The following is a 3,912-nucleotide window of genomic DNA, read 5'->3' as shown; positions in this document are numbered from 1 at the left end:
GGGTGCCGGGGGTGGTCCGGGCGGCGGTGTCCAGGGCGAGCCAGACGAGCTGGGCGTCCTCGGCGGGCAGGTACGCGCGCAGCGTGGCCATCCCGTGCGGCTCGGGGAACACCTCGACGCGGCGCTGGGCGCGCTGGTCCTGGTGGGTCTGCTCGGCGGTGCGGGGGTCCAGGGCGGCCAGGGCCCGGCGGATGCTGGTCCGCAGCTGGCTGGTGGTCTGGGTCGCGGCCCGGGGAAGGACCCGGTCCTGGACCGCGCGGGCGGTCTGCTCGGTGCGCCCGGCCAGCAGCTCGGCCAGGGCCATGACGTGCCGGTAGGAGATGTCCCCGCGGGCCAGCGCGTGCCCGGCCGGGGCCAGGGTGCTCTGCAGGGCCCGGGCGACCTCCAGGCGCGCCCGGGCACCGTTCTGGGTGAGCCGCAACGCCAACGACAGCTCGCCGGCCGCGGACCGGTCGGGGTCATCATCGACGTACCCCGGGGTGGTCGGGAACGTGGAGACCACGGCGGCGACCACCTGGGCCGACTGCGCGGCGGCCCAGTTCTGGACCCGTTCCCAGGCCTGCGCGAGCCAGACCCGGTCGTCCGGGGACAGGTCGGCGGGGTCGATCCGGACCAGCTCGGTGACCACCGCGGCGGACGGCACCGCACGGGCCAACCGCTCGGCCGGCCCGCAGCCGTCCGGGTCGGCCCGGCCCTCCGGGTGCTCGTTCGAACGCATGTTCGAAGTCTACGAGAACCCGTTGGCCCCCAACAGGTTCTCCACAACATGTCCACTCTCGGACACTTTCGCCCCCCGGGAACTGCTCCGCCAGACAGCAGAACGAAGCGCAAACAGCGCAGTCCTGGCCAATGGGGGGTGCAGCCTGTTGGGACAGGTTGAGCGGCGGCATTGCCTACAGTCCTGTACGCATCCACGAGAGTCGACGATCGGCGCACCGATCCTAGGACGGCTCGGCTCACAGAGGGCGCCCGTGAACGAAGCCTGTTTGTTGTCAAGGGCTGGTTTCGGGCGTGCTGGGATCGCCTCTTGGCAGGGTGGTGCCTGAGGCGTACTTTCGGTCGCGAGTCCGGGAGTGGCTTATCCGAAGAGCCGGCTGTCAGGGTGTGGGGCCGGTCGCGCTGGAGTCAGAGTCGTGCCCTGGTTGCCCTCCCGGGCTCACTCAATTCCGGGTGTCGGCGAGGAGCTGGCGGTAGACGGCGTCGCTGATCTTCCGCTTCAACGCTCGTCGGGCCTCGCGGGTGGTCTTCCCCTCGGCGATCTTCTTGCGGTAGTAGTCGCGGCCGGGGTTGTCTCCGCGGATCTGGGTGACGGCGGCCATGTGCAGCGCGTGGTTGAGCTGGCGGTTCCCGCGCGGGTTGAGCCGGTGCCGGACCTTGGGCCCGGACGAGGCCTCGATCGGTGCGGTGCCGTTGTAGGAGGCGTAGTGCCCGGACGAGGGGAAGCGGGTGATGTCGCCGGTGTGCCCGATCAACAACGCGGCGATGACCGGTCCGACGCCGTACAGATCGGTCACGGTCGTGCCCGATGCGGTGACCGCGGCTACCGTGCGGGCCTTGACCTCGGCGATGGCCTTGTCCAGGCGGCGCACATCGGCGACCAGGTCGGCGGCCATCGCCCGACGCGCGGTGGTGACCATGGTGTCGGGGTGGACCTTGGCCAAGAACGCGGCCGCAGCCGTTGCTGACAAACGCCTTTGCACCCCGCCAGGGGTCAACGCCGCCAACAGAGCATGCAGCCGGCACACCGCCTGAGTCCGCAGGCTGGTCAGATCCTGATGCCGGTCGGCGAGCAGCCGCAGCACCATCGCCGGGTCCTCAGCCAGCACTGGGCGCAGCCGCCGATCACGCAACGCTGCGACCGCGGTCGACAAGGCGTCGTTGGGGTCGTTCTTGGACCCGCGCCCGGACCCGAGCAGGCGGGTCTTGGCCGCCAACGTCGCCGGGACGTCGATCACGTCCTCGCCGGCGCGGACCAGTTGCTGAGCCAGCAAGAACCCCAGACCGCCCGCGGACTCGATGGCCCAGGTCCGTTCGGTGAACGGTGCAGCGAACGCCAGCAGCTCAACGACCTGCCCGCGGCTCGCACGGACCGTAAGCCGGGCCAGCTCATGCTCATCGCGGTCGATCACCACCGCGGTGTGTGACGCCTTGTGCGGATCAATACCGATCAACACCATCGCCCCTCCTCAAGGGGTCGCAGGGATCGGCCGCCGAAGGCACTCCTGATGAGATGGTGCTCGCCTGTTTCGAGCCACACGCCGGCCTAGGGAAACCCGACAGACCGGCGCTTCGTTCGAAAGCCACCCGAACACCAGTGGCAGGCACATCAAGAGACAACCCACCGGGCCCCTGGACGCTACGAGCACCAGGCCCACGTCCACCAGAACCATCTATCAGGCACGTTGGTTCGGCTTTGCCGCCGCTCGCATCGCGCCCACAGCGGTGGACGCTATCCGGCGCCAAGTCTGGATCGGCGACGCCCTAGAGAGCGGTCGCCACTTCTGGTCTGGCAAGCGGGCTCTCGGGCCTGAACCCCTTCCACGCGCAGTAGATCCCGAGAGACAGCTCCCACGCGGCCTCGGGCAGTGTCAGAAGTCCAGAAGCCGTCGATCCATTCTCGAACGCACCGGCGAGGATCAGCACGAACTCCACGATCAGCAAGGAGCCACCGATGAGGCCCAACAGCGCCATGCGAGGCGGCACAAGCGCCGATCGGTACATCAAGTAGCCCAGCAGCAAACCGTTCCCGATGCCCGCGACCAGTCCGGGCCCCCACTGGAAGGCCCACTGGTAGGTGTGCACCAAGGAGTTTCCTTGAGTGGCGAGCGCCGTCGCCTCGACGCCACTGGCTTGGCTCAACGCATCAGCGAGGGACACAACCGAGATGATGCTCATCAGGCCGATCGCTGCGAAGACTGACTCCATGAGGCGGGCGGCGACGTACCCGAGTGCGACCGCTTCGTTCTGCCGCCTGACGAGCGGATAGATGACAACTGCGGTTCCGATCTGAGTGACGATCAGTCCGAACTCCAGGACCGCGCCCCACTTCAGGCTTGCGGCGGAGGTGGCCCCCGGGACGAAGTGCATGTCGGTCCAGCTAGCGCCCACTCCCGAGACGAAGAGCAGACGAGCGGGGATGCTGGTGAGGAACGTGGCGATGAATAACCAGCCGAAGATCCGTCCTGTTCGCTGAACATCCATCAGAAGGCTCCCAGACTCGGCCGGACATGGGCCCCTTCCGTCGGGGCCTAAGGGGGTGAAGTGTGCCCTACCCCCGCCATCAGCGGTCTCGAATGACAGATCTCGTCTCGGGACGATCGGAAGTGCCGGATCTTGCTCCAGGAACCGAGCCAGAACGGCACCTAGGCTCGGAGTGCGGCGGCGGCACGACCTGCCGCCTCTCGCACATAGGCCCAGGACGGGTCCTCGAACCAACGAACGTCTGGGGCTTCCGGACCGCACCGCTGCGAGATCTGCACGACGTGGGTCACCACCTCGTCAACACACTCGGCTTCGTGTTCGGAGCGCAGGAGCGTGCCCACTGAGTCCATGGGGCGACGCCGCGACTGGCCCCAGAAGGTGTCCTCCATGAGCCAAGAGAGCGCTTCGAGCAGGTTCGGCTGACGCGGGTCACGTCCGTCAGGCGAGCAGACGGGTGGGTCCTGGACCAGGAGCTCAAGGGCGTTCAGAACGTCACGCCGCGACGCGGACATCGGCACATCGCCCACGCCTTCCGCCGTTCCCATGCGAGTCAGAATGGCACCTCTCTGTGTCAAGAGGGCGTGTCAGGACGCGCGGGCGACGGCTGGCGTAGCCTTCGGTTTGGGGTCCGGGTTGTGGCTTGATCGAAGTGTCGACCGTCGGGGTTGGGTCGACCGCGCTGATCTTCGTAGTCGCCCCCATTTGCCCTCC

General features: G+C 68.1%; 3 protein-coding genes. All 3 read right to left on the bottom strand.

Going from position 1 to position 3,912, the window contains the following annotated elements:
• The coding region (locus VIM19_03025; GenBank protein HEY5183884.1) for a DUF222 domain-containing protein at nucleotides 1–718 on the bottom strand (718 nt) is incomplete at its 3' end.
• 442 nt (nucleotides 719–1,160) lie between these two features.
• Nucleotides 1,161–2,177, bottom strand: coding sequence for an IS110 family transposase (locus VIM19_03020; GenBank protein HEY5183883.1), 1,017 nt, complete (start codon nucleotides 2,175–2,177; stop codon nucleotides 1,161–1,163).
• 304 nt (nucleotides 2,178–2,481) lie between these two features.
• Nucleotides 2,482–3,201 (bottom strand): DUF4386 domain-containing protein, encoded by a 720-nt coding sequence (locus VIM19_03015; protein HEY5183882.1) that lies wholly within the window; start codon nucleotides 3,199–3,201, stop codon nucleotides 2,482–2,484.
• Nucleotides 3,202–3,912: the final 711 nt, after the last annotated feature.

Source organism: Actinomycetes bacterium (assembly GCA_036510875.1).
In the GTDB taxonomy this organism is placed as follows: Bacteria; Actinomycetota; Actinomycetes; order Prado026; family Prado026; genus DATCDE01.
This window is presented reverse-complemented; position numbering and strand designations above follow the sequence as displayed.